Genomic DNA, 26,895 nt, shown 5'->3' on the forward strand with positions numbered 1-26,895 from the left:
GTGCCCGTGGGGGTGCCTCCCGGCGCTTTGTGGGGGCCATTCGGTGGTAGGCCGTGCGACGTGCGACGATGTGCGGCATGTCGCAGCAGCCCCCCGTTCGGAGCACCGGATCACCGCCGCCGCGCCCGGACGCGTCGATGTCGCTGCTGAACAACGTGATCGACCACGCGCTCGACGACGGCTATGCGGAGGCGACGGCCCGGCGTGCCGCCGAGGGCAGCGATCTGCCCCGTCCCCTGCGAGCCAAGCTCGGCGTCGCGGCGGGCCTCCTGCTCGCCGCCGTCGTGGTGACCGTGGGAGCGGCCGAGGCGCGGATCTCGGCGCCGGTCGTCGCCAAGGAGCGCCAGGAGCTGATCGACCGGATCGAGGGGGAGACCTCGGCCGCCGATCGGCTGGAGGACGAGGTCGAGCGGATCCGGTCCGAGGTCGGGCAGCGGCAGCGGCAGGCGCTGGAGCAGCACGGCGGGGACCAGGCCGAGCTCGTCGCCCTGCTCTCGGGTGCGACCCCGGTGCACGGCCCCGGGGTGAAGCTCGTCGTCGACGACGCCAAGGGCACCGACACCGGTGGCGGGGGACCGCGGGAGAGCAGCGGTTTCTCCGACACGGGCCGGGTCCGGGACCGGGACATGCAGCGGGTCGTCAACGGTCTGTGGGAGTCCGGTGCCGAGGCCGTCTCGATCAACGGCCAGCGGCTGACGTCGCTCTCCGCGATCAGGGCCGCCGGTGACGCCATACTGGTCGACAACAAGCCGCTGGTGCCGCCGTACACCGTCCTCGCGATCGGGGACGGGCAGCGGCTGAGCACAGCGTTCCAGGACAGCGCCGACGGGCAGTATCTGCACGCGCTGGTGGAGAACTTCGGGATCAGGAGCAGCATCTCGGCCGAGGGCGACGTACGCCTGCCGGCCGCGCCGAGCCTGACCGTACGTACCGCAGAGCCGAGGGGGGCCGGGGCGGCGACGCCGTCCGGGCGGGCCACGGCCGACACAGGGAAGGGCACATCGTGATCGCCGTACTGGGCCTGATCGTCGGAGTCGTGGTCGGACTGTTGGTCCGACCCGAGGTTCCGGCGGTGGTCGAGCCCTATCTTCCGATCGCCGTGGTGGCCGCCCTGGACGCGGTCTTCGGCGGTCTGCGGGCCATGCTCGACGGGATCTTCGTCGACAAGGTCTTCGTGGTGTCGTTCCTCTCGAACGTGGTCGTGGCCGCGCTGATCGTCTTCCTCGGCGACAAGCTGGGCGTGGGCGCGCAGCTCTCGACCGGTGTGGTCGTCGTGCTCGGCATCCGGATCTTCTCCAACGCGGCCGCCATCCGGCGCCACGTGTTCCGGGCGTGAGGCCGATGAGCGACGACCAGGACCCTCAGATGCCTGAGAACCCCGACACGTCCCGGAGCCCTCGGGATCCGGAGAGCTCGCGGGATCCGGAGAGCCCGAAGAGCCCGAAGAGCCCCGACGGGTCGGGGAGCCCGGAGGGGTCGGAGAGCACGCACAGCCCGCAGGAGTCCGAGCGGGTTCGTCCGGGTGAGACCTCCGAGCAGCCTCGTACGCCGGAGAGCTCGCCGGGTGCCGGGAGCTCGGAGCGGGGCGAGGCCGTGGACGCACCCGTCGCGCCTGCCGCGCCGGTCGCTTCCGGTGGGGCAGAGCCGAGCGGGCGGCGCCGGCTCGCCGACGCCGTGTGGCCGCCGCGGGTCACCCGGGCCCAACTCATCGTCGCGCTGCTGCTGTTCGTCCTCGGTCTGGGCCTGGCCATCCAGGTCTCCTCGACCAGCGAGAACAGCGCGCTGCGAGGCGCGCGGCAGGAGGACCTCGTGCGGATCCTCGACGAGCTCGACGACCGCACGCAGCGCCTGGAGGACGAGAAGGCGCGCCTGGAGAAGCAGCGCACCGAGCTGGAGTCCAGCTCGGACCAGGCCGAGGAGGCCCGGAAGCAGACCCAGGAGAAGGAGCGGCAGCTCGGCGTCCTGGCCGGGACGGTCGGCGCCGAGGGACCGGGCATCACCCTGAGCGTCGGTGACCCCACCGGGGCCGTCGAGTCCGACATGCTGCTCGACGCCATCCAGGAGCTGCGCGCGGCGGGTGCCGAGGCGATCCAGGTCAACGGTGTGCGGGTGGTGGCGGACAGTTATTTCACCGGTAGCGGTGATGACATGCGGATCGATGGAACGAAGGTGGCCGCTCCGTACGTCTTCAAGGTCATCGGCAAGCCGGAGGATCTCGAGCCCGCGCTCAACATCCCCGGCGGTGTCGTGCAGACCCTCGAGAAGGAGCAGGCCACAGCCACGGTGGAGCGGTCGGCGAAGATCGTCGTCGATGCCTTGCGACCCGCGAAGCGGCCTGACTACGCTCAGTCGTCCTCGCAGTGAGACGGGGGACGAGAGGGTCCCGCGACAAGGGCATGACGTTGCGGGGGGTCGGCGCACCACAACGGTGGTGCGTGGTGGAAACTGTCCGGAGGATACGGACGTTGTGAAGGTGTCCGGGTCGGCAGGTGTGAGGGATTTCGGTTCGTCCTGCCCCACGGGCGGGTCTGTTTCGGTCAAGGGGAATCGCCCGTGAAGTTGTTTGCGAAGTTGTTCGGCAAGAGCGCACGCGAGGACGGCGGCAACGCCAGGCACCGCGCGCCGCGCCACGCCCAGAGCGAGGAGCAGGGCGGCGAGCGCCCGCTCTTCCGCGATGAGGTCGACGGTCAGGGCGGTGACATTTCGGGCGCGCCGGGCGCGTCTTCTGTTGACCCCGCCGGGGCCGGACGCATAGGTTTCGGGGAACCATCAACCTCAAGTACGGGTGGAGGGTTTACCCCCGACCCGTACGCGACACAGACCTCCGCGGGGATGCCGCGGCAGGAGGATGCGTCCATGCCGGTGTGTACGAGGTGCGGTCACCGCAACGCGGCCGACAGCCGCTTCTGCTCCCACTGCGGCACGCCGCTGCGGGGCGGGGTCGCCGCCGAGCGTGCGTCCGAGACGACGTCGACGATCTCCATCTCGGGGCTCGAGGCGTACGACGCGGAGGTCACCGGCCAGACCGCGCTCCCGTCGCTGTCCCCCGAGGCGCTCGCGGCCGTGGAGGCCCTGCCTCTCGGCTCCGCGCTCCTCGTGGTGCGCCGGGGTCCGAACTCCGGCAGCCGGTTCCTGCTCGACGGGGACCTGACGACGGCCGGCCGTCACCCGCAGAGCGACATCTTCCTGGACGACTTCACCGTCTCCCGGCGTCATGTCGAGTTCCGGCGGGCGCAGGACGGCAGCTTCACCGTCGCCGATGTCGGCAGCCTCAACGGCACGTACGTCAACCGTGAGCCGATCGAGTCGGTCGTGCTGTCCAACGGCGACGAGGTGCAGATCGGCAAGTACCGGCTGGTCTTCTATTCGAGCCAGCGGGGCGTGTGACGCCTCGGAGAAGCCTTCAGGGAAGGTCCATGCTGCGAACACCGACGGGCGGTGCCGGATCCGGCACCGCCACCGCGGGCGACCGGCTGGTGAGCATCGGCACGGTGCTGAACCAGCTGCGTGACGAATTTCCCGAAGTGACGATCTCCAAGATCCGGTTCCTGGAGGCCGAGGGGCTCGTGGAGCCCCGGCGGACGGCGTCCGGGTACCGGAAGTTCAGCCCGCAGGACGTGGAGCGGCTCGCTCAGATCCTGCGGATGCAGCGGGACCACTATCTTCCGCTGAAGGTCATCCGTGAGCATCTCGACGCTCTCGCCCGGGGCGAGCAGGTCAGTCTCCCGGCGCCGGGGCGCCGCGGCGAGCTGCTCGACGGGCCCTGGGAGCAGGACGGCGAGCGGCCCACCGCCGCCCGGATCGGCCGGGCCGAGCTGCTCGCCGCAGCCGCGGTGACCGAGGCCGAGCTCGCCGAGTGGGAGTCCTTCGGCCTCCTCGCCGAGGTGCGGGGCGGCGGCTACGACGCGGAGGCCGTCACCATCGCCAGACTTGTCGCGGATCTGGGGAGATTCGGTCTCGAACCTCGTCACCTGCGGGGCGTCAAGGCGGCCGCGGACCGTGAGGCCGGGCTCCTTGAACAGATGGTCGCGCCGCTGCGCCGGCACCGCAATCCGCAGACCAGAGCGCATGCGGAGGCCACCGCGAAGGAGCTCGCCGAGCTCTCCGTGAGGCTTCACGCGGCCTTCGTACAGGCGGCTCTGGGCATCCGGCTCCAGTGATCTTGGGCGGGCCCGACTATCCAAACAGGTCGGGCACGTCCTAGGGTTGCTGTGTGAACGAGCTCGACGTTGTGGGTGTCCGGGTGGAAATGCCCTCCAACCAGCCGATCGTGCTCCTGCGGGAAGTGGGAGGCGATCGGTACCTCCCCATCTGGATCGGACCTGGTGAGGCGACCGCGATCGCCTTCGCCCAGCAGGGGATGGCGCCTCCCCGGCCGCTGACGCACGACCTGTTCAAGGACGTGCTGGAGGCCGTGGGGCAGGAGCTCACCGAGGTCCGCATCACGGATCTGCGTGACGGGGTCTTCTACGCCGAGCTGGTCTTCGCCAGCGGCGTCGAGGTGAGCGCCCGGCCGTCCGACGCGATAGCACTCGCCCTGCGTACCGGAACGCCGATCTACGGCAGTGACGGTGTGCTGGACGACGCCGGTATCGCGATTCCGGACGAGCAGGAGGACGAGGTGGAGAAGTTCCGCGAGTTTCTCGACCAGATCTCACCGGAGGACTTCGGGACCAACAGTCAGTGAGACGTGCGGCCGGAGGCCGCTTGTGAGGCCGTTCGCGCGGCCCGCTCGTACGGCCGGTCGTACGGCCGTCGTACGAGCCGTTCGTGGGGTGCCGTCAGCGCATTCGAGTAGCCTTTCCCCGGGGAGAGACACGGCAAACCACTCTCAGGGTGATTATCACTCGGCGTGCCGAGTGTGGCGATCGTTGACGCACCCCGAGTGACTGCCTACCTTCGTGTGGGCAGGTCAAGGACGGAGGGTCGGCGTGATGAGCAGCGCGGACGGTACGGCAGGGAGCTCGCTCGGACGCGTGTCCGGGGAGTCCGGTCCGTATCCGCTTCACGGCAGTGTGGGCGACTTCGGAGCGGACGCGAGTACGGGCCCGGCGGGTGACGTGATCGGCTACCGCGGCCCCACGGCGTGCGCGGCCGCCGGCATCACCTATCGCCAGCTGGACTACTGGGCGCGCACCGGGCTCGTGGAGCCGAGCGTGCGGCCCGCGTACGGGTCGGGGACACAGCGGCTCTACAGCTTCCGCGACGTCGTCGTGCTGAAGATCGTCAAGCGCTTCCTCGACACCGGGGTGGCCCTGCAGAACATCCGGGCGGCCGTTCAGCACCTGCGTGCCCGGGGTTTCCGGGATCTGGAGCGCATGACGCTCATGAGCGACGGAGCCACGGTCTACGAGTGCTCCTCGCCCGACGAGGTCGTCGACCTCCTCCAGGGCGGCCAGGGCGTCTTCGGGATCGCCGTCGGGGTCGTCTGGCGGGACGTGGAGGCGGCGCTCTCGCAGCTGCACGGGGAGCGGGTGGACACGGGCGAGACGCTCGTCGGGCACAACCCGGGGGACGAGCTGGCCAGGCGGCGGCGGGACAAGGCGGTCTGAGGGGCGCCCCTGAGGGGGCGCTTCTGCAGGTCTGGGGCTGGGTGAGTCGGTGTTCCGGCCGATGTGCTGCTGGTGCCGCACGCGTTTCCGGGGTGCTTCGGGTGGTTGCCGTCCCGTTGTCAGTGGCATGGGGCAGCATCGGAAGTGTGAGAACCGCGCCGACGATCCTGCATCTCGACATGGATGCGTTCTTCGCCGCCGCCGAGCAGGCGGCGAAGCCCAGCCTGCGCGGAAAGCCCGTGGTCGTCGGCGGTCTCGGGCCGCGTGGAGTGGTCGCCACCGCCTCGTACGAGGCGCGCCGCTTCGGAGTGCACTCGGCCATGCCGATGGGCCAGGCGCGGCGGCTCGCGCCGAACGCCGCGTATCTCGTCCCGCGCTTCGCCTTCTACCGGTCGATCAGCGAACAGGTCATGGAGCTGCTCGGGCGGCTCTCGCCGCTCGTGGAGCCGCTCAGCCTCGACGAGGCCTTCGTGGACCTGGAGGCCGGGGGCCTCGCCGACGACAGCGCGGGCGCGCGGGTCGTCGGGGAGCGGCTGCGGGCCGACATCCTCGCGACCACGGGGCTGACGGGGTCGGTGGGGCTCGCGGGATCCAAGATGATCGCGAAGATCGCCTCCGAGGAGGCCAAGCCGGACGGGCTCGTGCTCATCGAGCCGGGGACCGAGCGGGAGCTGCTCGGGCCCCGGTCGGTGCGGATCCTGCCCGGGGTCGGGCCGGCGACCGGTGAGCATCTGCGGCGTGCCGGGATGACCACGGTCTCCGACCTGACAGAGGCGGGCGAGGACGAGCTCGTACGGCTCCTTGGACGGGCGCACGGGGCCTCGCTGTACCTGATGGCCCAGGGGTACGACGATCGGGCCGTGGTGGCCGAGCGGGACGCCAAATCGGTGTCGGTCGAGGACACCTTCGACGTCGACCTGCACGACCGCGTGCGGATCCGGACCGAGGTGGACCGGCTCGCCGATCGGTGCGTGGCGCGGCTGCGGGCCTCGGGGCACTCGGGGCGGACCATCGTCCTCAAGGTGCGGCGGTACGACTTCTCGACGCTGACCCGGTCCGAGACGCTCCGTGGGCCCACGGACGACCCGGTGGTCGTGCGGGAGGCCGCTGGGCGGCTTCTGGAGGCGGTCGACACGACCGGGGGCGTCCGGCTGCTCGGGGTGGGCGTGAGCGGGCTCGCGGACTACACGCAGGAGGATCTTTTCGCTCAGGCGGAGGAGGAGCGGGCGGCCGGCGCGGGCGCGGACGCTGCCGCTGTGGAGTCGGTGGGGGGCGGGGGCGGTGGTGTTTCGGGCGAGTCCGAGTCCGAGTCCGCCGGGGGCGTCGCCGTCTCCGTCGAGCGGCGGTGGGCGCCCGGGCATGACGTGCGGCACGCGGTGCACGGGGCGGGGTGGGTGCAGGGGAGCGGGGTCGGGCGGGTCACGGTGCGGTTCGAGGAGCCGTGGTCGGCGCCGGGGAGGGTGCGGACGTTCTCCGTGGACGATCCGGAGCTGGAGCCTTCGGAGCCGTTGCCCTTGGTGCGGAAGGAGTGCCGGGCGGAGGCGTGACGGGGCGGTGGGCCGGTGTGGGGTGGTGGGGGAGCGCCCGGCCTTGCGGCCGGGCTGGAGGTTCCCACCCGCACCGCCCGTGCGCGTCGGTGGGCAGCGCGGGTCTTCCCGTGGGGGGTTCGCGCCGTTGGCGGCTGCGGGCGTGGGGAGGCGCCCGGCCCGGTGGTTCGGGCGTGCTGGGTGGTGCGGGGCGTCAGCCCGACGGACCGGGTGTGTGGGGCAGTGCCGGACCGACGGTCCGACGGTCCGGGTGTGCGTGGCAGCGGCGGGAGCCCGGCCCGTGGTCCGGGTGCGGGGTAGTGGGGCGGCGGCCCGGGGGTCCAGGCGCGCGGGGGTGGTGGGGTGCGGCGGCCCGGTGGTTCGGGCATGCGTTTGGCCGAGGCGCCGTGGGCGGGTGTGGGGCGGCGCCTGGGCTGGTGGTGGGGCCTTAAGGGCCCTCTTGGCCTGCCAGGCGGCCGAAGTCGGTGTCCTGGGGCGTGGGGGGTGGGAGCGTGAGGCTGTAGTGGCGGTAGAGCTGGAGTTCCTGTTCCGGGGAGAGGTGGCGGCCTACTCCGAAGTCGGGGGCGTCCTTGATGAGTGCGCGTTCGAAGGGGATGTGCAGGCCGTCCTCGAGCAGGTCGCTCGGTTCCAGGGGCACGAAGGCGTCCCGACTGAACAGGCCGGTGCGGACCGCGGCCCATTCCGGGATGCCGGTCGCGTCGTCGAGGTACACCTCGTCCACGGTTCCGATCTTGTTTCCGTTCCGGTCGAACGCCTTGCGGCCGATCAGGCTGCGCGGATCGATGTCGGTCTGCACGGTCCCTCCAACTGGTCGCAACTGCTCTACACCTCTACGAAAGTGCACAAGTGGGATGTCGGCCACTTGAGCGATGGAAGCCGCAACCGCGCTGGTAGGCTGGCTGTGGCTGTCGACCCTGTGCGGGAGAGTCCCCCGGAGAAACCTTTCGGAGGGCGCCGAAGGAGCAAATCCTCCCCGGAATCTCTCAGGCCCCTGTACCGCGCGGACGAGGTCACTCTGGAAAGCAGAGCGGTGTCCGACGGCATGCGCTCTCACCGACGGTGAAAGCCGGTGTGCCGCGAGGCGTGCCGGTGAAACTCTCAGGTTGAGATGACAGAGGGGGAGGCCGTCCGGGTACCCGCGCCGTGGTGCCCCTCGCAGGTCGTGACGACCAGGAGGCCTCCGTACATGACCGCCAACCGCATTCCGCTCTCCGAGCTCGAGCAGGGCATCCCGTTCGAGCAGCGGCACATCGGGCCCGACGCCGAGGCGCGGGCCAAGATGCTCGCCCAGGTCGGCTACGGCTCGCTCGACGAGCTCACGGCCGCCGCGGTGCCGGACGTGATCAAGAACGCCGAGGCGCTGGGCCTGCCGGCCGCGCGCACCGAGGCCGAGGTGCTGGCCGAGCTGCGCACGCTCGCCGACCGCAACCAGGTCCTCGCCCCGATGATCGGCCTCGGGTACTACGGGACTTTCACCCCGCCCGTAATTCTCCGGAATGTCATGGAGAACCCGGCCTGGTACACCGCTTACACGCCGTACCAGCCCGAGATCTCGCAGGGCCGCCTCGAGGCGCTGCTCAACTTCCAGACCATGGTCGCCGACCTGACCGGGCTGCCCACCTCCGGTGCCTCCCTGCTCGACGAGGGCACCGCCGCCGCCGAGGCCATGGCGCTCGCCCGGCGCGTCGGCAAGGTCAAGAACGGTGTCTTCCTCATCGACGCCGACGCCCTGCCGCAGACGATCGCCGTCATCGAGACCCGCGCCGAGCCGACCGGTGTCGAGGTCGTCGTCGCCGACCTGAGCGAGGGCATTCCCGCCGAGGTCGCCGAGCGCGGTGTCTTCGGTGTGCTCCTTCAGTACCCGGGTGCCTCCGGTGCCGTGCGGGACATCAAGCCGCTGATCGACGCCGCCCACGAGCTCGGCGCGATCGTCACCGTCGCCGCCGACCTGCTCGCGCTGACCCTGCTCACCTCGCCCGGCGAGCTGGGCGCGGACATCGCCGTCGGTACGACGCAGCGCTTCGGTGTGCCCATGGGCTTCGGTGGCCCGCACGCCGGTTACATGGCCGTCCAGGACAAGCACGCCCGCTCCCTGCCCGGCCGCCTGGTGGGTGTGTCCGTCGACGCCGACGGCAACCGCGCCTACCGCCTGGCGCTGCAGACCCGCGAGCAGCACATCCGCCGCGAGAAGGCCACCAGCAACATCTGCACGGCTCAGGTGCTGCTTGCTGTCATGGCCGGTATGTACGCCGTCTACCACGGGCCGGACGGGCTGAAGGGAATCGCGCAGCGGACCCACCGGTACGCCACGATCCTCGCCGCGGGTCTCACCGCCGGTGGCGTCGAGGTCGTGCACGGTTCGTACTTCGACACCCTCACCGTCCGGGTGCCCGGTCGTGCCGACTCGGTCGTGGCCGCCGCCCGCGAGGCCGGCGTGAACCTCCACCGCGTCGACGCCGACCTCGTCTCGATCTCCTGTGACGAGACCACCGGTCGTGAGCAGCTCGTCGCCGTCTGGGGCGCCTTCGGTGTCGACGGCGACGTCGAGGCCCTGGACGCCGCCGCCGAGGACACGCTGCCCTCCGGGCTGCTGCGCTCCGACGCGTACCTGACCCACCCGGTCTTCCACGCGCACCGCTCCGAGACGTCGATGCTGCGCTACCTGCGCAAGCTCGCCGACCGCGACTACGCGCTCGACCGCGGCATGATCCCGCTCGGCTCCTGCACGATGAAGCTGAACGCGACGACCGAGATGGAGCCGGTGACCTGGCCCGAGTTCGGCCAGATCCACCCCTTCGCCCCGGTCGACCAGGCGCAGGGCTACGTCACGCTCATCACCGAGCTGGAGGAGCGCCTCGCCGAGGTCACCGGCTACGACAAGGTGTCGATCCAGCCCAACGCCGGTTCGCAGGGCGAGCTGGCCGGTCTGCTGGCCGTCCGCGCCTACCACCGCGCCAACGGCGACCTCCAGCGCACCGTCTGCCTCATCCCGTCCTCCGCGCACGGCACCAACGCCGCCTCCGCGGTGATGGCCGGCATGAAGGTCGTCGTCGTCAAGACCGCCGACGACGGCGAGGTCGACGTCGCGGACCTGCGCGCCAAGATCGAGCAGTACCGCGACGAGCTGTCCGTGCTGATGATCACCTACCCGTCCACGCACGGCGTCTTCGAGGAGCACGTCGCGGACATCTGCGCCGAGGTCCACGAGGCCGGCGGCCAGGTGTACGTCGACGGCGCCAACCTCAACGCGCTGGTCGGTCTCGCCAAGCCGGGCAAGTTCGGCGGCGACGTCTCACACCTGAACCTGCACAAGACCTTCTGCATCCCGCACGGCGGCGGCGGCCCGGGTGTCGGCCCGGTCGGCGTCCGCGCGCACCTCGCGCCGTACCTGCCGAACCACCCGCTGCAGCCGACGGCCGGCCCGGAGACGGGCGTCGGCCCGATCTCGGCCGCCCCGTGGGGCTCCGCCGGCATCCTGCCGATCTCCTGGTCGTACGTGCGCCTCATGGGCGGCGAGGGCCTCAAGCGCGCCACGCAGGTCGCCGTGCTCGCGGCGAACTACATCGCCAAGCGCCTGGAGCCGCACTTCCCGGTGCTCTACACCGGTCCGGCCGGTCTGGTCGCCCACGAGTGCATCGTGGACCTTCGTCCGATCTCGAAGGAGACGGGCGTGACGGTCGACGACATCGCCAAGCGCCTGATCGACTACGGCTTCCACGCGCCGACGATGTCCTTCCCGGTGGCCGGCACGCTGATGATCGAGCCGACCGAGTCCGAGGACATCACCGAGCTCGACCGCTTCTGTGACACGATGATCGCGATCCGCGCCGAGATCGAGAAGGTCGGCTCGGGCGAGTGGCCCGCCGACGACAACCCGCTGCACAACGCCCCGCACACCGCGGCCGCGCTGGGCGGCGAGTGGAACCACGCCTACACCCGTGACGAGGCGGTCTTCCCGTCCGGCGTCTCGGCCGCCGACAAGTACTGGCCGCCGGTCCGCCGCATCGACGGCGCCTTCGGCGACCGGAACCTGGTCTGCTCCTGCCCGCCGATGGACGAGTACGACCAGTGAGTGCGACCGTGACTCGCTGAGCACGGCCGAGGGCCGGTTCGGAGGATCTTCCTCCGGGCCGGCCCTCGGCGTTCGTCTCCCTCGTACGGCTCTCCGCACGCGCTCAGGCGGCGGTCGTGACCTGCCCCGCCGTCAGCGCCCGGTGCGGGGCGATGATCTGCCCGTCCGGCAGCAGTTCACCGGTGTCCTCGAAGAGCAGGACACCGTTGCACAGCAGGCTCCAGCCCTGTTCCGGGTGGTGTGCCATCAGTCGGGCCGCCTCCCGGTCGTTGGAGTCGGCGGTGGGACAGGCAGGCTGGTGCTGGCACATGGGTGGGTTCTTTCGCTGCGTCGTGGTGGATGTCCTGCGGCTCTTCGCGCTCATCGCCGCCCCCGTCCGGTCGGTTCGGTTCCGGTCCCAGTCTTGCTCCACGGACGGCCTTCCGCAGGTATTTCGCGGCAGCTCGTCCTCTCCGGGGAAGACGCATCACCCGCAGGGGCGGTTCAGGTCAAGTGCACGGTCTCTTCGGGTGGTTCGGGGTGGCCCGAGCGGGCTAGTCCGTACGGGAGCGCTGTTCGGGAGCACTGTTCGGGTGGGGTCCTCGGACAGCAGTGCGCCCCGTGACCCGGCCGGGTCACGGGGCGGGGCTGGGCAGGGTGGATCAGGCGGGCGCCGCCGAGCCCAGGAGGGGCGGCGGCGCGAGACGCGTACTGAGCACGGGCAGGAGGTCGGCGACCTGGTAGGGCCGGTGGGCCGCGATCCCCGGCGGCGCGGGGGCCAGGGGGACCAGAAGGTCGGCCGCGGCCGGGGCGTCGGTCGTGCCGTCCGCCTCCGGTTCGGCGTGCAGCCAGAGCGTCAGCATGTAGAGCTCGGGCACGGAGAGCAGCCGGGGCTGGTACGGGGTGGGCAGCGCCTCGGCCTGGAGCAGGGCCCGTTCCGTCGCGGTGACGTACGGCCCCTCGAAGAAGTGCGAGAAGGTCCAGCCGTCCGGGGTGAGCATGGTGTCCGCGGCGGCGATCGCCCGCTCCCCGTTCCGGATCAGGAACCGCCAGCCGGTGAGCCGGGTGCGGGGCCACTGTCCGGGTGCTCCTGGGACGCCGAGGACGTGTACGGGCAGCGGGAGTTCGGGGCTCAGCGGTCCCTGCGCAGCCCGCAGGGCGGGCGTTCGCGCCTCGCGGACGGCGGTCGGTGAGCCGAGGGCCGTGAGGACGCTGCGGAGGGCCGGCGCAGGGGCCGGAGAGGGTCGGAGCATGGTGGGTCGCCTCTCACTCAGGAGACACGGTGATGCATGGGCAGGTACGACGGCGCTGTCAGCGGCGCGGCCAGAGAGGGGCCATGGGGTCATGGGTCCATGACCGGGCACCAACACTCTGCCTCGTCCGCGGAGTTTATACGACACGTGTTCACAGAGTGTTTCCGCTAGACGCCGTCGATATTCCTGGCAAGGCCTCATCAAGCCTTATTCCATGGGCTGTTCAAGCGGAATCATGACGGCCGCGCGGTGCTCACCTGCGTAGTCCTCGCCGAGTCGGACGGCTGAATTCCGATCCCCCGTCAAGGGACAATAGGACATTGGTATATGTCGACCGCGTCATGCCTTCGGGAAGTGCCGGTGGAGAGCTCCTTCCAGCCTATCCTTCGGCGGCCCCGATCCGCAGGCGTTGTGGATCAGAGACCTGGGCATCATGGTCCGTGACGCGCGGCCGTCGTCGCGGCTGCCCACGGTGGGAGGGACGGCTCGATGGGGGAGAAGGTCGACGCGGACGGGTTCGGCCCGGCCGACCGGCAGCAGTACCGGCGAAAGCTCCAGCAGTGTCTCGCGGGGCTCGCGAGGCTGCTGGCGGAGAAGAGGTTCGACCGGCCCCGCAATCTCATGGGCCTGGAGATCGAACTCAATCTCGCCGGTGCCGACGGGCTGCCGCGGATGCTCAACGCACCGGTGCTGGAAAGGATCGCGAGCTCCGATTTCCAGACGGAACTCGGATTGTTCAACCTGGAAGTGAACATCGCTCCCCACCGCCTGGGCGGCAGGGTTTTCGACCGGCTCGCCGAAGAGATCGGGACCGGTATCGGATATGCCGACCGCAAGGCCAAGGAACTCGACGCCGGCGTCGTCATGATCGGCATACTGCCCACGCTCGCCCAGAGCGACCTGGTCTTCGAGAACCTGTCGGCCGCCGACCGCTACACGCTCCTCAACAACCAGATCCTGGCTGCCAGGGGTGAGGACTTCACCCTCGACATCCACGGGGTCGAGCGGCTCCAGTGCACCTCGGAGTCGATCGTGCCGGAGGCCGCCTGCACCTCCGTCCAGCTCCACCTCCAGGTCACACCGGCCCGGTTCGCCGCCGTCTGGAACGCCGCGCAGGCGGTGTCGGGCGTCCAGATCGCCCTCGGCGCCAACGCGCCCTTCGTCTTCGGCCGCGAGGTGTGGCGCGAGTCCCGGCCGCCCCTCTTCACGCAGGCCACCGACACGAGGCCGCCCGAGCTGCAGTCCCAGGGCGTCCGGCCGCGCACCTGGTTCGGGGAGCGGTGGGTGGACTCGGTCTACGACCTCTTCGAGGAGAACCTCCGCTACTTCCCCGCCCTCCTCCCCATCTGCGACGAGGAGGACCCGCTGCTCGTCCTCGACGAGGGCGGCGTACCGAAGCTCCAGGAGCTCGTCCTCCACAACGGCACGGTCTACCGCTGGAACAGGCCCGTGTACGGCTGGGTCGACGGGGTCCCGCACCTGCGCGTGGAGAACCGGGTCCTGCCCGCCGGGCCGACCGTGACCGACGTGATCGCGAACGCGGCCTTCTACTACGGGCTCGTCCGCTCCCTCGCCGACGAACCGCGGCCGGTCTGGAAGCGGATGGCCTTCGAGGACGCCGAGGCCAACTTCGACACGGCCTGCCGCTACGGCATCGACGCGGAGCTGCGCTGGCCCAGGGCCGGACGCGCCGGCGGTGTCGCGACCCTGCCGGCCGTACGGCTCGTCCTCGACGAGCTGCTGCCGCTCGCCGCGGCCGGTCTCGACGCCTGGCACATCGAGCCGGCGGACCGGGACTTCTACCTCGGGGTGATCGAGCAGCGCTGTCTGCGGAAGGTGAACGGCGCCTCCTGGCAGGCCGACACCTTCCACCAGGCGCTGGAGTCGGGCCTCGACCGGGAGGCGGCCCTCGCCGCGACCACCCGCCGGTACCGGACGCTCATGCACGAGGGCGAGCCCGTGCACACCTGGCCCGTGGGGATCGGCTGACGCCTGCCGCGCCGCGGGCCGGTACGGGTCCGGTGCGGCTTGGGTGCGGCTCCGGGCGGTGGTCCGGAACGGCATCCCCGTGCATGGGTGATCATGTCAAGGTAGCGAGGCGGGCCGAGGGCGACCCCGGCCGCCGAAACCGCCGAACGGCATGGGCCCACGACGGGGAAGTGGAGACAGGTGTGGTGTCGGAGCAAGACGTGAGGGACGCTTCCCTGCCCCCCGGAGGTCTGCCTCGGAAGCTGCTGCGCTCCGAGACCCTCATCGTCCTCGCGCTCTCGCTCGGCGCGAGCGCGCTGTCGTCCCTCATCAGCTTCATCGGCTCGCTGACCCGGCCCGGGTCGCTGAAGGAGCAGGCGGCGACGCTCAACGGCTCGTACGCTCCGGGGCGGCCGTGGCTCGACCTGTCCTGGCAGCTCTTCGGCATCGCCTCGGCGCTCGTGCCGGTCGCCCTCGTCGCCCACCTGCTGCTGCGCGAGGGGGCCGGGCTCCGGGCCATCGGCTTCGACCGGACCCGGCCCTGGCCCGACCTGGGGCGCGGGGCACTGGTCGCGGCCGGCATCGGGAGCGCGGGGCTCGCCTTCTACCTGGCGGCGCGGGCGTCCGGCTTCAACCTGACGGTGGTTCCGGAGTCGCTGCCGGAGGTGTGGTGGAAGTACCCGGTGCTCATCCTCTCGGCGGTGCAGAACTCCGTCCTGGAGGAGGTCATCGTCGTCGGCTACCTGCTGCGCAGACTCGGGCAGTTGGGGTGGACGCCGATGGCGGCGCTCGTCGCCAGTTCGGTGCTGCGCGGCTCGTACCACCTCTACCAGGGGATCGGCGGCTTCATCGGCAACGTCGTGATGGGTGTCGTCTTCGTCCTGCTGTACCGCCGCTGGGGGCGGGTCGGGCCGCTGGTCGTGGCGCATGCGCTGCTCGACATCGTGGCCTTCGTCGGATACGGGCTGCTCGCGGGGAAGGTGGACTGGCTGCCCACCGGGTGACGGGTCCTGCGGGATGCAGGGGGAGTGAGTGGTGAGGGGCGTGTGGCTTGTGCCGCACGCCCCTTTCTCCTTCGTTCCTCCGCGCCCTCCGTCGTCAGGCGTGGAGGTCGCCCTCGATGACCGTCACGGCGTGGCCGGTCAGCAGGGTGCGCTCACCGCGCAGACGAGTGCGGACGAGGCCCGTGCGGGCACCGCCCTGGAAGCCGGTGAGCTCGTCGCGGCCGAAGCGGGCCGACCAGTACGGGGCGAGCGCGGTGTGGGCGCTGCCGGTCACCGGGTCCTCGTCGATGCCGACGGCGGGGAAGAAGCCGCGGGACACGAAGTCGTAGCCGCGGCCGGGGTCCTCCGCGGCGGCGGTGGCGATGACTCCGCGCGAGGACAGGCCCTTGAGGGCGGCGAAGTCCGGCGTGAGGGAGCGCACCGTGGCCTCGTCACGGAGTTCGACGACGAGGTCGCCGACATGGGCGGCCGTGTCGTGGACGGCGACGACCTCGGCGCCGAGCGCCTTCTCCAGGCCGTCGGGGACGGGGAGGGGAGCGAGGGTGGAGGTCGGGAAGTCCATGGTGATCGTGCCGTCCGCCGCGGCGGTGGCGCCCAGGACGCCGGACCGGGTGGCGAAGCGGACGGTGTCGCTCGCCGTGCCCGTGGTGTGGAGGACGTGAGCCGTCGCCAGGGTCGCGTGGCCGCACATGTCGACCTCGGTGGTCGGCGTGAACCAGCGCAGCGCCCAGTCCGCCTCGCCGCCGGCCGGCAGGGGGTGGGCGAAGGCCGTCTCGGAGAGGTTGACCTCGGCCGCGACCTTCTGGAGCCAGGCGTCCTCGGGGAAGGAGTCGAGGAGCAGGACTCCGGCCGGGTTTCCGGAGAAGGGCTGGTCGGTGAAGGCGTCGACGATTCGGATCCGCATGTCGCCGACCGTACAAGGCGTGCGGACGCGCGGACCAAGGCCAATCGCGGAGAACTGGACCGGGCTGTCCTGCGTCCCCCGAGTGGGGGCGGGGGTACGGGCAGCCGGGAACGTCGGCGGACTCGGGGGGCTTCGATGATGTTCGGGTACGCGGACGAGTGGTGGGTGCTGTTCTTCGTTCCGGTGGTGCTGTGGGTGCCGTTCGGACCGTTCGTCATGGGCGGGATGGGGGTGTGGTGCGCCCTCCGGCCGGGCCTGCGGGCGCGGTTGTGGTCCGTACTGGTGCCGCTGCTTCCGGTGACGGTCTCCGCGATCGCGATGGTGATGCCGCTGGATCAGCCGAAGCGCACCGACGACCTCGTGGGCTATGTCCTCGTGTACGTCCTGGGCATCACGGTGCTGCCGTGGCTGCTCGGGTGGGGGATCACACGGGTGGTGCGGGCCGTACGAGCCGTCCGGGCGCGGCGGCGGGCGGGGTCACAGGGGTGACAGGACCATGAGGACCTCGTCGCGGTCGTCGCCGGGGGCCAGCCGGAGGGCACCGGGCCAGCGGCCGGCCTCCCGCCAGCCGAGGCGGCCGTAGAACTCCTCCAGGCCGACGCCGCCGCGTGCCGCGAGCCGCAGCTGCTCCAGGGCCATCTCGTCACGGGCGATCACCCGGCTCTGCCGCACCAGACCCGCTCCGATGCCCCGTCCCCGTACCCCGAGGCGGGTCTGGACGTGGTGCAGCGTGCCCCAGTGCGCGACCAGGGGATGGGGGTCGCGGCGGAGGTGCAGCCAGCCCGCGAGGGCTCCGTCCAGGGTCGCGACGACGAGGCGACCGGTCGCGGGCGCGAGGCCGGTGACGAGGCGGTCGACCGCGGCGGCGACCTCGGCGGGGTCGACCGGAGGGAAGGGGAAGCCGGCGGCGCCGCCCGCGTCGCTCACCTCGGTCCAGCACTCGGCGAGGGCTGCGGCGAGCGCGTCGCTCACCGCGTCGGGGGAGGTCAGCTGCATGTAGAGGGGAGCGCTGTCGCTCGGCACGACCGTCGTCATGGTCGTGATCATGGCAGGCGCGGGATGGATGGCCTGCCGGCTTCGGACCGTCCTGGGAGGAATCGGGTATCGGCTCTTGCTCGGCGAACGGTTCCGATATATCGTTGAAGTATCGCGACAGTTCAACGATGGACACCCGACGGAAGGAGCGTTGCGATGCGTTCACATGGACACGAGTACGGAAACGGACACGGAGCCGGTCGTGGGGCCTGCGGCCCCGGACCTCGTGGGGACTTCGAGGGGCGGCGGTCCGCGTTCGGGCCGTTCGGGCCCGGCTTCGGTGGCGGTGGCCCCTTCGGGGGTGGGCGGGGCCGCGGTGGCGGTCGGGGGAGGGCGCGGCGCGGTGACGTGCGCGCGTCGATCCTGGCGCTGCTGAAGGACCGCCCGATGCACGGGTACGAGATGATCCGCGAGATCGGCGAGCGCAGCGACGGGGCCTGGAAGCCCAGTCCCGGCTCGGTCTACCCCACCCTCCAGATGCTGGAGGACGAGGGGCTGATCACCAGCGCGAGCGAGGGCGGCAAGAAGCTGTTCACGCTCACCGACGCCGGGCGCGCCGAGGCCGAGGAGGGCCCGGAGGCTCCCTGGGAGGACGCCGGGCGCGGTGTCGACTGGGACGCCGTGAACGAGATCCGGCAGGCCGGCTTCGGTCTGATGGAGGCCTTCGGGCAGGTCTGGAAGACCGGCAGCGCCGAGCAGCGGCAGAAGGCCGTCGGCGTGATCAACGAAGCCCGCAAGAAGCTGTACCTGATCCTCGCCGACGAGGACTGAGGCCGAGCGGCAGGAGTGAGTGGCGAGGGGTCCCGCGGTGTGTGCCGCGGGGCCCCTTCGTGTCGTCGGTCGGGCGGCCGGGCCCGTCTCCGGTCAGGCGACCAGGCCCGCGAGTTTGCGGAGCGACTCCGTCAGCGCCGCCGTCGCCGAGTCCTTGAGCTTCCCCGCCATCAGGGAGACCGCCGCGCCCGTGAACTCGCCGTCGATCCGGACCGTCGTCGCCTCCCCGTCGGCCGCGAGCGAGTAGCGCGTCGAGACGGTCACTCCCATCGGGCCCTTGCCCCGGATGGCGAGCGCCCGGTCCGTCTCCAGCTCCTCGACCGTCCAGAGCACCTCGGCGGGGAAACCCATCAGCTTCATGTTCTCGGTGAAGGTGGCGCCCGTCTCCAGGGTCTCCGGGCCGCCGCTCGGGAAGCTGGTGTGCGTGGCGTTCCACTCGCCGTACGAGGGGAAGTCCGTCAGGCGCGCCCAGACCTTCCCTGCCGGTGCCTCGATCCGTGCCTCCGCGCTGACTTCGGCCATGAGACCACCCCTTCAGGCGTGCCAACTGCTTCCGGTGTCGCGGAACGTAGCCGGGTGGGCGTGAACATTCAATACTGATGAACCGTCAGTTCTGCGGTGGTCGGGCCCGTGCCGTCGCCGATCCACCAGATCTCGGCCGAGTCGAAGCAGTCGGAGGCGCGTGGCGCCCCGTCCTCCTCGTGGCAGTGGAACGCGGCCCAGAAGAGATCGGCCGGCAGTGCCTCCCGGGGTGCGTACACCCGGTACACGTACTGCCGTCCGTCGCGCGCGAGCAGAGCCACCATCCAGAACACGACCGGAGGACGATCGGCAACGGGCCTGCGGTTGCAAAGGGGGCGCAATGCAAGGCGGCGCGCGCCCCTGCAGGCGAACGCGGGCAATCTCCTCCGTAAGGAGGAGGAACCGTGCGCCTGTGCCCAACCCCGGTGGGATGCGGACATGCTTCTCCCTGGTGATGTTCCGGTCGGCCCGGCCTGATGAGGTGGAAGGGTGCACCGTCCCGTTCCTCTTCCGCAGCCGCCCCGGCAGCCCGTCGCCCCGCGCGCCGAGCTCACCTCCTTCCTGTCCTTCCTGACGCCCTCGCTCGCGACGGTCGTGACGGGCGCGCGCCGCAGAGCCCTCCGGGACGGGGACCGCCAGATCGACACCGCGCACCTCCTGCACGCGCTGGTCGAGTCGGACCCGGACGTCGGCGCCGTCTTCGAGAGCGGTCATCAGCTCGCCCGCGTCCTCGGCTACCTCGCGCAGCGGTCCATCGGCTACGGTCTGCGCTGGCAGCGCTCGGTCGAGGAATCGGGCGCCCGGCGCCTCCTGCCCGCCGCGCGCGAGGCGGAGTCCCGGCGTGAGCCCCGGGATGAGTCCCGTCGCGAGTCCCGGGGCGACGACGGCCGCAGCTTCGGCTGGTCGCCGGCTGCCGCCGCAGCCCTGGAGGGTGCCTTCCGGCGGGCCGCCCGGCGCGGGGACGAACGCGCTCGCGGGCTCGACCTCCTCGTCGGTGTCGCCGCCGACCCCGAGAACCGGGCCGTCGAGGTGCTCCGGCGGGCCGGGGTCGATCCGGGCGACCTGATCGCGCGCATCGATGCCGGGATGGCCCGTGGGGGCGATCCGGGCGCCGGCGGGGGCATCGAGGCATGCGGCGGCGGGGCGATCGACGCCCCCGTCGAACCCCGTACCGGTGGTCGCGAGAGCGCCTTCGGTGAGGAGCCGTCTCAACAGGTGTAACGGGGGTTACGCACCTGACCGCGTCCTGTCATGATGGCCCGATGCACGCGTCTCAGGGGAGAAGCGCCGGCCTGGGACTTGCCCTGGCCTCGGCCTTCGCATTCGGTGGTTCAGGAGTGGCGGCCAAGCCGCTCATCGAGGCGGGACTCGACCCGCTCCACGTGGTGTGGCTCCGGGTGGCCGGCGCCGCCCTCGTCATGCTGCCCGTGGCCTGGCGCCACCGGGACCTCCTGCGCCGTAAACCCGCCCTCCTCGTGGGCTTCGGCCTGCTCGCCGTCGCCGGAGTCCAGGCCTTCTACTTCGCCTCGATCTCCCGCATCCCCGTCGGCGTCGCGCTGCTCATCGAGTACCTCGCCCCGGCACTCGTCCTCGGCTGGGTCCGCTTCGTCCAGCGCCGGCCCGTCACCCGCGCCGCCGCCCTCGGCGTCGTCCTGGCCGTCGGCGGCCTCTCGTGCGTCGTCCAGGTCTGGTCCGGGCTGAGCTTCGACCTCGTCGGTCTGCTCCTCGCCCTCGCCGCCGCCTGCTGCCAGGTCGGCTACTTCGTCCTCTCCGACCAGGGCTCCGACGAGGCCGAGCAGGCCGATCCGCTCGGCGTCATCGCGTACGGGCTGCTCATCGGCGCGCTCGTCCTCACCGTCGTGGCCCGGCCCTGGGGCATGGACTGGGCGATCCTCGGGGGGAACGCCGACATGGACGGCAGCAGCGTGCCCGCGTGGCTGCTGCTCGGCTGGATCGTGCTGATCGCCACGGTCCTCGCGTACGTCACCGGCGTCATCTCGGTCCGCCGGCTCTCTCCGCAGGTCGCGGGCGTCGTGGCCTGCCTGGAGGCCGTCGTCGCGACCGTCCTGGCCTGGGTGCTGCTCGGCGAGCACCTGGACGGGCCGCAGATCCTCGGCGGGGCGCTGGTCCTGGTCGGCGCCTTCATCGCGCAGTCCTCGACGCCGAAGGCCCCGCCGACCGATCCCGTCGCGGCCTCCGGGGCCGTCGGCGCGGAGGAGACCGAGGGGCGGGACGAAAAGGAGTTGTCGGCCGGGCGGACCGGCGCCTAGCGTGCCGATCATGCACGCGACCGTACTTTCGCCGCCGTCCGTCTCCTAGCGCGCGGCGACATCTCCTGACGAGGACCGGGCCCGGGCGGGCGGATCTCCGCCCCGGGCGGTTCGTCGCCGTCCGCGCGCGGAGCCGAGCGACCACCCTTCCCTCTTCCTCCTCGGAGAAGTCACGTGCCGAACTCCTCGGAATCCGCCCTGCCCGTCGGGCGGAGCCTGCTCTATCTGATCGTCGCCGGGATCGCCTGGGGCACGGCCGGTGCCGCCGCCTCGCTGATCTTCCGGGTCAGCGACATGGGCCCGCTGGCCCTCTCCTTCTGGCGCTGTCTCGGCGGGCTCGTCCTGCTGCTCGGCGCGCTGGCACTGCGTCCCCGCCGCGCCGTCTCCCGCACCGCCGCGGAACCGCGCGGCCGGCGGACGGCCCGCATCCTCGGTACGGGCATCGGGCTCACCGTCTTCCAGAGCGCCTACTTCGCGGCCGTCCAGCACACCGGCCTCGCCGTCGGGACCGTCGTCACCCTGGGGGCCGGGCCGGTCCTCATCGCCGTCGGCGCCCGGCTGACCATGGGCGAACGGCTCGGCCGCGGCGGGCTCCTCGCCGCCACCGGGGCGCTCGCCGGACTGGCCGTCCTCGTCCTCGGCGGCGGGGCCGCGGAGGTGCGACCGCTCGGCGTGGTCCTCGCGGTCGTCTCGGCCGCCGGGTACGCCGCGATCACCCTGCTCACCCGCTGGCTCGGGCGCGACGGCGGCGCCACGGACGCCCTGGGGACCACCACGTGGGCCTTCGCGGTCGGGGCGGTCGGTCTCCTGCCGTTCGCGGTCGCGGAGGGACTCGTACCGCACACCGGGTCGCCGCTGCGGCTCGTGCTCCTGCTGCTGTACGTCGCGGCCGTGCCGACCGCCCTCGCCTACGCGCTCTACTTCGCCGGAGCGGCCGTCGTCCGCGCCGCCACCGTCTCCGTGATCATGCTCCTCGAGCCGGTGAGCGCGGCCCTGATCGCCGTCTCGCTGCTCGGCGAGCGGCTCACCGCGGCGATCGTCCTCGGCACCCTGCTGCTGCTCGTCGCCGTCACGGGACTCGCCTTCGCCGAGGCGAGGACGGTGGCGGTACGCCGTCAGAGGGAAGCGGTGGCGGTGTAGGACCGTCGGCTGCCGGGCGTCGCGCGCGCTCCGGCGCCGTCAGTTCGCGGTGCGGCGCCGCAGCTGGTGGGCTCGGGCGGCGAGGTCGCCGGGGCCCGCGCGCTCCGCCAGGCGGTCCGCGATCCGGTCCCGCACCTCCAGGGGCTTGTTGCCCGCGTACTTGAACTTGGCCCGGACCTCCGTCACTTCCAGGTCCAGGACGCGGATGCCCGAGAGGAGGCGGCCGAACGGCGCCTCGCCGGGGGCCGCGAGGGCGGTGGCGCCGTCCGGCTGGAAGTGGGCGACCTGGCGGTTGAGGAGCTCGGCCTTCTCCGCCGGGTCGTCGACCACCCGCGCCGTGCACCGCAGCTGGACGGCGGCGTAGTACGAGGTCGGCGTCCCGTGCGCGGGCGGCGTGCCCTCGGGGGCCGTCCACGGGCCCGGGGCGAAGACGTAGTCGTCGACCACGCTCAGGAGCACCGTCGGCCGCGCCTCCAGGGCTCGCCACACGGGGTTGGGGCGGGCCAGGTGGGCGATGACACGGCCGTACGGGCCGGGCCCGTCCTCGTGCCGGAAGTGCATCGGCTGCACCCACGGCGGGTCGCCGGGCAGGCCGTTGACGGCGAGCTGGCCGAAATCGTGGCGGGAGAGCCAGTCGCGCCACTCGTCCTCGTCGTGGGCCGCGTCCCAGGGGTGGATCAGCATCGTGGATGCTCCTGTCGTGCCGTCGTTCTCAGAGCGCGGAGAGGTAGTCGGGGAGGGCGACCGCCGGGTCGAGGTCGGAGGCCGGGACCGGGGTTCCGCTGACCGTGCGGACGGGGACCACGCCGGACCAGTACGGCAGGCCGAGGTCCTCCGCGTCGTCGTTGGGGCCGCCGGTGCGGACCTTCGCCGAGACCTCGTCCAGGTCGAGCCGGATCACGGCGGTGGCGGCGAGCTCCTTGGTGTTCGCGGGGCGCGAGTCGGTGGAGCGGCCCGGGACGACGTGGTCGACGAGCGCGTCGAGCGCGGTGCGCAGCTCCTCCGGGTCGGTCACCTGGTGGGCGATGCCGTGGACGACGACCGAGCGGTAGTTGAGGGAGTGGTGGAACGCGGAGCGCGCGAGCACGAGGCCGTCGACGTGGGTCACGGTCAGGCACACGGGCAGGCCGGGGGCCTTCACGCCGTCGCCCGTGGCACGCAGCGGGCGCGAGCCGGTGGAGCCGTGGACGTACAGGCTCTCGCCGACGCGGCCGTAGAGCGTCGGGAGGACGACCGGCGCGCCGTCGCGGACGAAACCGAGGTGGCAGACGTATGCCTCGTCGAGTATCGAGTGGACCAGGGCCTTGTCGTACGAGGCACGCTCCCGGGAGCGGGTGGGGACGGTGCGGTCGGTCGGTGCGTAGGTGTCGGCGGCGGCCGTGGCGGTCATTGCGTACTCCATTGCACTAGTGCATAATGTGGTTTGTGCTAGGAGAATATCGGATCGAAGGTCGTCGCGCAGCGGACATCGCCGCCAGCGTCGAGCGCGGGGTCGGCGCGGGTGCTCTGGAGCCCGGTCAACTCCTGCCTCCCATGAGGGAATTGGCGCTGACGCTCGGTGTGAACGCCAATACGGTCGCCGCCGCCTACCGCACCCTGCGTGAGCGCGGGGTCATCGAGACGGACGGCCGGCGCGGCAGTCGCGTGCGGCCGCAGCCCGCCACGACCGCCCGCGGATCCCTCCGGGTGGACGCCCCCGCCGGGGTCCGGGACGTGAGCAACGGAAGCCCCGACCCCGCGCTGCTGCCGCCGCTCGGAGAGGCCTTCGCCGAGGTCGCGCGGTGGTACGCCGAACGGCCCGGGATGTACGGAGAGGCCCCCGTCGACGAGGAGTTCGGGCGCCTCGCGCGGGCCGCCTTCGACGCGGACGGCGTGCCCGCCGGGCCGGTCGGCGTCGCCTCGGGCTCCCTCGACGCCATCGAGCGGATGCTCGCCGTGCACCTCAGGCCCGGGGACGCCGTCGCCGTCGAGGACCCGGGCTGGGGCAGCCTCCTCGACCTCGTACCGGCGCTCGGGCTGCGGCCGGTGCCCGTCGCCGTCGACGACGAGGGGCCGCTGCCCGAGGAGGTCGAGCGGGCGATCCGCCGAGACGGGGCGCGGGCGGTCATCGTGACCGACCGCGCGCAGAACCCGACCGGGGCGTGCGTGACCGAGGCGCGGGCGGGGGAGCTGCGGCGGGTCCTCGCCGCGCACCCCGACGTCCTGCTCGTGGAGGACGACCACGGGCACGGCATCGTCGCGCAGCCACTCCACCCCCTCGCCGGGGTCACCGAACGCTGGGCGCTCGTGCGCTCGGTCGCGAAGGCGTACGGGCCGGACCTGCGGATCGCGGCCTTCACCGGGGACGCGGAGACCGTCGACCGGGTCCTCGGACGGCAGCGGCTCGGCCCCGGCTGGGTCAGCCGGCTGCTCCAGCGGACCGTCGCCCACCTCTGGGCCTCCGAGGCGGTCGACCCCGTCGCCGTCTCCCGTTCGTACGGGAAGCGACGCGACGGGCTGGTGAGGGCCCTCGCCCGGCGGGGCGTCGAGGCCCACGGGCGCAGCGGGATGAACGTCTGGGTGCCCGTCGCGGACGAGACCGGTGCGGTGTCGCGCCTCGTGGCCGAGGGCTGGGCCGTGGCGCCCGGCGCGCGCTTCCGGATGAGCGCGGGGCCCGCGGTGCGGGTCACCGTCTCCGGCCTCGCCGTCGGGGACGTCGAGGCCCTCGCCGAGGCCGTCGCGCGGGCGGCGGGGCCGGCGCCCGCGCGGAGTTACGGGTGAGCCCCGGTCGCCGTGTGCCCGGCCTGGGCTTCCGGGCCTGGACCCGCACCCTGTGCGCGCCGAACCGGTGATGCGGGGAGGCGCCGTGGGGCGGAGGCGCCCGCGAGGGTGCCGTTCCGTGTGCCCACCCTCCCCCGGAGGGGGGACCCCCAGCCCCGGCGGGACGCGTCCACACGCGACGGCGGTGCGGTACGGCGGGAAGTCCGGGTCTGGGTGAGGGCGGCTCCCGCGAGGACGATCACCGCGCCGACCGGGGTGTTCCAGGTGAGCTGCTCGTCGAGGACGGCCACGCCCGCCGCCGTGGCGATGACGGGGATGAAGTACGTGACCATGGCGGCCGTCGTCGGGCCGACCTCCGCCACCACGCCGTACTGCAGCAGCATCGCGTACCCGGTGCCGAGCGCGCCGAGCGCGATCACGGCGAGCAGCGGCACGACCTCCACCGACTCCGGCATCGAGGTGAACAGGGGCGTGACCAAGGCCAGTTGGAGCGTCGCGACGCCCACCTGCGAACCGGCGAGCGAGAGGTGAGAGACGCCCGTGTCGCTCAGCGTCCTGCGGACGTAGATCCAGCCCACCGCGTAGCTGAAGGAGGCCAGGAGGGCCAGCGCGGTGCCCGTCACGTCGAGCCCGGAGAAGCCCTGCCAGGCGCCGAGGACGGTCAGCACGCCGATGAAGCCGATCCCCAGGCCGGCCGCGCGGACCCGGGTCGGGCGGTCCTCGGAGAGGGCGACGAGCGAGAGCAGCATGCCCCACAGCGGCGTCGTCGCGTTGCAGATGCCCGCCAGGGTCGACGGAATCGTCAGCTCCGCGTACGCGAAGAGCGAGAACGGCAGGGCGTTGAGCAGGAAGGCGGCGACCGTCAGATGGCCCCAGACGCGGGCTCCGCGCGGCAGCCGGTCGCGCTTCACCACCATGGCGACCGCGAGCACCGCCGTACCGAACAGCAGACGCCCGAACGTCACCTGGAACGGAGCGAAGCCCTCCGTACCGACCTTGATGAAGAGGAAGCTGAACCCCCAGATGAGGGCCAGCACGCCGAAGCGGACGCGCCAGTCGAGCCGACGTGAGGTGCGGGCGGGGCGAGAGGGGGGAGCGGAGGGCGAAGGGGGTGCGGAGGGCGAGGCTGCGGGGCTCATGCACTCAGGGTGACGGGCCCCATCTCGTAGAACAAGCGAGAATTGGTCGACCCCTTCCCTTAGTATTGCTTACATGTTGAATCTGGAGCGCCTGCGCACCCTCGACGCCGTCGCCCGGCACGGTTCGGTCAGCGGCGCGGCCGACGGGCTGCACGTCACCACCTCGGCCGTCTCCCAGCAGCTCTCCAAGCTGGAGCGCGAGGTGGGACAGCAACTGCTCGCCAAGAACGGGCGCGGGGTGCGGCTCACCGACGCCGGGCTGCTCCTCGCCGAGCACGCCGCCCGCATCCTGTCCCAGGTCCAGATGGCCCAGGCCGACATCGAGGCCCAGCGGGGCCAGGTGGTGGGCGAGGTGCGGGCCGCCGCCTTCCCGACGGCCGCCCGGGGGCTCTTCCCGGCCGCGCTCGCCGCTCTGCGCGAGGGGCACCCGGACCTCCGCGTCCGGACGACCGAGCTGGAGCCCGAGCGGGGGGTGCGCGCGGTGCTGCGCGGCGACGCGGACCTCGCGCTCGTCCTGGACTGGAGCAACAAGCGGGCGCCGGTGCCGGGCGGCCTGGAGCGGGCGCACCTCCTGGACGACACGGCGGACGTGGCGCTGCCCGCCGGACACCGCCTGGCCGGGCGGGAGGCCGTGGACCTGGAGGACTTCGCCGACGAAGAGTGGGTGTCCTGGCCCGAGGGCGAGTTCTGCCACGACTGGCTGATGTTCACGCTGCGCTCGCAGGGCATCGAGCCGCGCATCGGGCACCTCGCGGGGGAGCATCACACGCAGCTCGCGCTCGTCGCGGCCGGCCTCGGCGTGTGCGTCACGCCCCGGCTCGGCCGCCCGGTGCCGGACGGGGTCGTCTTCGTGCCCGTACGCCAGAAGGTGCGGCGCCACATCTACGCCACCTGGCGCGCCGACGCGGGCCGCCGGCCCTCCGTGCGGGCGGTCGTCGCGGCCCTGCGGGCGGCGGCGGAGCCGCTCGGGAGCTGACGG

At 72.2% G+C, this 26,895-nt stretch carries 28 protein-coding genes and 1 riboswitch; of the genes, 18 read left to right on the forward strand and 10 right to left on the reverse strand.

Annotation, left to right across the window (positions count from 1 at the left end):
* Window positions 1-77 precede the first annotated feature (77 nt).
* The 8 genes from DEJ46_RS33180 to DEJ46_RS33215 all read left to right on the forward strand — a co-directional run bounded on the left by DEJ46_RS33180 (window position 78) and on the right by DEJ46_RS33215 (window position 7,099).
* Window positions 78-1,007, forward strand: coding sequence for a DUF881 domain-containing protein (locus DEJ46_RS33180; protein WP_150272278.1), 930 nt, complete (start codon window positions 78-80; stop codon window positions 1,005-1,007).
* Window positions 1,004-1,336, forward strand: a complete 333-nt coding sequence (locus tag DEJ46_RS33185; RefSeq protein ID WP_015032176.1) for a small basic family protein — start codon at window positions 1,004-1,006, stop codon at window positions 1,334-1,336. The genes DEJ46_RS33180 and DEJ46_RS33185 overlap by 4 nt, the downstream gene beginning before the upstream one ends.
* Entirely contained in the window at window positions 1,333-2,364 is a 1,032-nt protein-coding gene (locus tag DEJ46_RS33190) for a DUF881 domain-containing protein (RefSeq protein ID WP_411757795.1), read from the forward strand. Before DEJ46_RS33185 ends, DEJ46_RS33190 begins: the two co-directional genes overlap by 4 nt.
* 81 nt (window positions 2,365-2,445) lie before the next feature.
* Window positions 2,446-3,387, forward strand: coding sequence for an FHA domain-containing protein (locus tag DEJ46_RS33195; protein WP_190623299.1), 942 nt, complete (start codon window positions 2,446-2,448; stop codon window positions 3,385-3,387).
* A gap of 29 nt (window positions 3,388-3,416) precedes the next feature.
* Complete coding sequence (locus tag DEJ46_RS33200) at window positions 3,417-4,160, forward strand: MerR family transcriptional regulator (protein WP_150272284.1); 744 nt, start codon at window positions 3,417-3,419, stop codon at window positions 4,158-4,160.
* A 53-nt stretch (window positions 4,161-4,213) separates the two neighbouring features.
* Window positions 4,214-4,687, forward strand: a complete 474-nt coding sequence (locus DEJ46_RS33205; RefSeq protein WP_015032172.1) for a bifunctional nuclease family protein — start codon at window positions 4,214-4,216, stop codon at window positions 4,685-4,687.
* Between the two features lie 247 nt (window positions 4,688-4,934).
* Window positions 4,935-5,552: a MerR family transcriptional regulator gene (locus tag DEJ46_RS33210; RefSeq protein WP_174867433.1), complete on the forward strand. Its 618-nt coding sequence runs from the start codon at window positions 4,935-4,937 to the stop codon at window positions 5,550-5,552.
* Between the two features lie 146 nt (window positions 5,553-5,698).
* Complete coding sequence (locus DEJ46_RS33215) at window positions 5,699-7,099, forward strand: DNA polymerase IV (protein WP_150272286.1); 1,401 nt, start codon at window positions 5,699-5,701, stop codon at window positions 7,097-7,099.
* 427 nt (window positions 7,100-7,526) lie between these two features.
* Here the strand turns inward: DEJ46_RS33215 and DEJ46_RS33220 are convergent, their stop codons facing one another.
* Complete coding sequence (locus DEJ46_RS33220; RefSeq protein ID WP_150272288.1) at window positions 7,527-7,895, reverse strand: PRC-barrel domain-containing protein; 369 nt, start codon at window positions 7,893-7,895, stop codon at window positions 7,527-7,529.
* 113 nt (window positions 7,896-8,008) lie between these two features.
* A riboswitch (glycine riboswitch) is annotated at window positions 8,009-8,108 on the forward strand.
* A 177-nt stretch (window positions 8,109-8,285) separates the two neighbouring features.
* Between DEJ46_RS33220 and gcvP the strand changes: the two genes are divergently transcribed.
* A complete protein-coding gene (gcvP, locus tag DEJ46_RS33225) occupies window positions 8,286-11,171 on the forward strand; it encodes an aminomethyl-transferring glycine dehydrogenase (RefSeq protein WP_150272290.1) in 2,886 nt (961 codons plus the stop codon).
* Between the two features lie 103 nt (window positions 11,172-11,274).
* Here the strand turns inward: gcvP and DEJ46_RS33230 are convergent, their stop codons facing one another.
* Complete coding sequence (locus tag DEJ46_RS33230; RefSeq protein ID WP_150272292.1) at window positions 11,275-11,481, reverse strand: DUF5999 family protein; 207 nt, start codon at window positions 11,479-11,481, stop codon at window positions 11,275-11,277.
* 331 nt (window positions 11,482-11,812) lie between these two features.
* Window positions 11,813-12,403, reverse strand: a complete 591-nt coding sequence (locus DEJ46_RS33235; RefSeq protein WP_150272294.1) for a hypothetical protein — start codon at window positions 12,401-12,403, stop codon at window positions 11,813-11,815.
* A gap of 489 nt (window positions 12,404-12,892) precedes the next feature.
* On the opposite strand from DEJ46_RS33235, the gene DEJ46_RS33240 reads away from it, so the two are divergent.
* Both DEJ46_RS33240 and DEJ46_RS33245 read left to right on the forward strand, forming a co-directional pair.
* On the forward strand, window positions 12,893-14,392 hold the full coding sequence (locus tag DEJ46_RS33240; RefSeq protein ID WP_150272296.1) for a glutamate--cysteine ligase: 1,500 nt from the start codon (window positions 12,893-12,895) through the stop codon (window positions 14,390-14,392).
* A 200-nt stretch (window positions 14,393-14,592) separates the two neighbouring features.
* Complete coding sequence (locus DEJ46_RS33245) at window positions 14,593-15,375, forward strand: CPBP family intramembrane glutamic endopeptidase (RefSeq protein ID WP_190623016.1); 783 nt, start codon at window positions 14,593-14,595, stop codon at window positions 15,373-15,375.
* A gap of 94 nt (window positions 15,376-15,469) precedes the next feature.
* Here the strand turns inward: DEJ46_RS33245 and DEJ46_RS33250 are convergent, their stop codons facing one another.
* The gene (locus tag DEJ46_RS33250) at window positions 15,470-16,279 is read right to left on the reverse strand and encodes a PhzF family phenazine biosynthesis protein (protein ID WP_150272300.1); all 810 of its coding nucleotides are present in this window, start codon (window positions 16,277-16,279) and stop codon (window positions 15,470-15,472) included.
* Window positions 16,280-16,414: 135 nt separating this feature from the next.
* On the opposite strand from DEJ46_RS33250, the gene DEJ46_RS33255 reads away from it, so the two are divergent.
* Complete coding sequence (locus DEJ46_RS33255; RefSeq protein WP_150272302.1) at window positions 16,415-16,768, forward strand: hypothetical protein; 354 nt, start codon at window positions 16,415-16,417, stop codon at window positions 16,766-16,768.
* Here the strand turns inward: DEJ46_RS33255 and DEJ46_RS33260 are convergent.
* The gene (locus DEJ46_RS33260; RefSeq protein WP_150272304.1) at window positions 16,757-17,314 is read right to left on the reverse strand and encodes a GNAT family N-acetyltransferase; all 558 of its coding nucleotides are present in this window, start codon (window positions 17,312-17,314) and stop codon (window positions 16,757-16,759) included. The two genes, DEJ46_RS33255 and DEJ46_RS33260, sit on opposite strands and share 12 nt — an antisense overlap.
* 156 nt (window positions 17,315-17,470) lie before the next feature.
* Between DEJ46_RS33260 and DEJ46_RS33265 the strand changes: the two genes are divergently transcribed.
* Entirely contained in the window at window positions 17,471-18,085 is a 615-nt protein-coding gene (locus tag DEJ46_RS33265; RefSeq protein ID WP_150272306.1) for a PadR family transcriptional regulator, read from the forward strand.
* Window positions 18,086-18,178: 93 nt separating this feature from the next.
* Here the strand turns inward: DEJ46_RS33265 and DEJ46_RS33270 are convergent, their stop codons facing one another.
* Both DEJ46_RS33270 and DEJ46_RS33275 read right to left on the reverse strand, forming a co-directional pair.
* A complete protein-coding gene (locus DEJ46_RS33270; protein ID WP_150272308.1) occupies window positions 18,179-18,607 on the reverse strand; it encodes an SRPBCC family protein in 429 nt (142 codons plus the stop codon).
* A 68-nt stretch (window positions 18,608-18,675) separates the two neighbouring features.
* A complete protein-coding gene (locus DEJ46_RS33275) occupies window positions 18,676-18,900 on the reverse strand; it encodes a hypothetical protein (protein ID WP_150272309.1) in 225 nt (74 codons plus the stop codon).
* 196 nt (window positions 18,901-19,096) lie between these two features.
* On the opposite strand from DEJ46_RS33275, the gene DEJ46_RS33280 reads away from it, so the two are divergent.
* The 3 genes from DEJ46_RS33280 to DEJ46_RS33290 all read left to right on the forward strand — a co-directional run bounded on the left by DEJ46_RS33280 (window position 19,097) and on the right by DEJ46_RS33290 (window position 22,017).
* Complete coding sequence (locus DEJ46_RS33280; RefSeq protein WP_150272311.1) at window positions 19,097-19,828, forward strand: Clp protease N-terminal domain-containing protein; 732 nt, start codon at window positions 19,097-19,099, stop codon at window positions 19,826-19,828.
* A gap of 41 nt (window positions 19,829-19,869) precedes the next feature.
* Window positions 19,870-20,877 carry an EamA family transporter gene (locus tag DEJ46_RS33285; protein ID WP_150272313.1) on the forward strand — a complete coding sequence of 336 codons (1,008 nt, stop codon included), beginning with the start codon at window positions 19,870-19,872 and terminating at the stop codon, window positions 20,875-20,877.
* A 174-nt stretch (window positions 20,878-21,051) separates the two neighbouring features.
* On the forward strand, window positions 21,052-22,017 hold the full coding sequence (locus DEJ46_RS33290) for a DMT family transporter (RefSeq protein ID WP_150272315.1): 966 nt from the start codon (window positions 21,052-21,054) through the stop codon (window positions 22,015-22,017).
* Window positions 22,018-22,056: 39 nt separating this feature from the next.
* Here the strand turns inward: DEJ46_RS33290 and DEJ46_RS33295 are convergent, their stop codons facing one another.
* Both DEJ46_RS33295 and DEJ46_RS33300 read right to left on the reverse strand, forming a co-directional pair.
* Window positions 22,057-22,701 carry an FMN-binding negative transcriptional regulator gene (locus DEJ46_RS33295; RefSeq protein ID WP_150272317.1) on the reverse strand — a complete coding sequence of 215 codons (645 nt, stop codon included), beginning with the start codon at window positions 22,699-22,701 and terminating at the stop codon, window positions 22,057-22,059.
* 28 nt (window positions 22,702-22,729) lie between these two features.
* On the reverse strand, window positions 22,730-23,407 hold the full coding sequence (locus DEJ46_RS33300) for a pyridoxamine 5'-phosphate oxidase family protein (protein ID WP_223835293.1): 678 nt from the start codon (window positions 23,405-23,407) through the stop codon (window positions 22,730-22,732).
* Between the two features lie 35 nt (window positions 23,408-23,442).
* Between DEJ46_RS33300 and DEJ46_RS33305 the strand changes: the two genes are divergently transcribed.
* Window positions 23,443-24,777 carry an aminotransferase class I/II-fold pyridoxal phosphate-dependent enzyme gene (locus DEJ46_RS33305; protein WP_150272321.1) on the forward strand — a complete coding sequence of 445 codons (1,335 nt, stop codon included), beginning with the start codon at window positions 23,443-23,445 and terminating at the stop codon, window positions 24,775-24,777.
* On the opposite strand, the gene DEJ46_RS33310 is transcribed toward DEJ46_RS33305, so the two are convergent.
* Window positions 24,768-25,916 (reverse strand): DMT family transporter, encoded by a 1,149-nt coding sequence (locus DEJ46_RS33310; protein ID WP_223835295.1) that lies wholly within the window; start codon window positions 25,914-25,916, stop codon window positions 24,768-24,770. The genes DEJ46_RS33305 and DEJ46_RS33310 overlap by 10 nt on opposite strands.
* A gap of 73 nt (window positions 25,917-25,989) precedes the next feature.
* On the opposite strand from DEJ46_RS33310, the gene DEJ46_RS33315 reads away from it, so the two are divergent.
* On the forward strand, window positions 25,990-26,892 hold the full coding sequence (locus tag DEJ46_RS33315; RefSeq protein ID WP_150272323.1) for a LysR family transcriptional regulator: 903 nt from the start codon (window positions 25,990-25,992) through the stop codon (window positions 26,890-26,892).
* Window positions 26,893-26,895 lie beyond the last annotated feature (3 nt).

Origin of the sequence: Streptomyces venezuelae (assembly GCF_008642375.1) — a bacterium.
GTDB classification, from domain to species: Bacteria; Actinomycetota; Actinomycetes; order Streptomycetales; family Streptomycetaceae; genus Streptomyces; species Streptomyces venezuelae_G.